This window comes from Kiloniella laminariae (assembly GCF_027214005.1).
GTDB lineage: Bacteria > Pseudomonadota > Alphaproteobacteria > Kiloniellales > Kiloniellaceae > Kiloniella > Kiloniella laminariae_A.
Window position 1 is genome coordinate 1 of the sequence record NZ_JAPWGY010000054.1, and the last position, 240, is coordinate 240.

The 240-nt window shown below is 46.2% G+C and carries 1 protein-coding gene; it reads right to left on the minus strand.

Annotation, left to right across the window (positions count from 1 at the left end):
• A partial coding sequence (locus tag O4H49_RS20585; protein ID WP_419715245.1) for a calcium-binding protein occupies nucleotides 1-184 on the minus strand: 184 nt, incomplete at its 3' end.
• Between the last annotated feature and the right edge of the window lie 56 nt (nucleotides 185-240).

Sequence of the window (240 nt, forward strand, 5' to 3'; positions counted from 1 at the left end):
CTCCAGCACCACCAGTTAGGCGATCGTCGCCGTCGCCGCCGATCACATAATCATTACCGCCACCGCCAACAAACGAGTCATTACCACCAAAACCGATAAACAAATCATCGCCGCCATCGAAATCAGCAAATTGGTTATTTACACCTGCATCGCCTAAATACGTGTCATTGTCACTTGCGCTCATTTTTATTCCCTCTTAGCTTATTAATTGAATAGACCTTCTGTTCCACGTCTGACTAG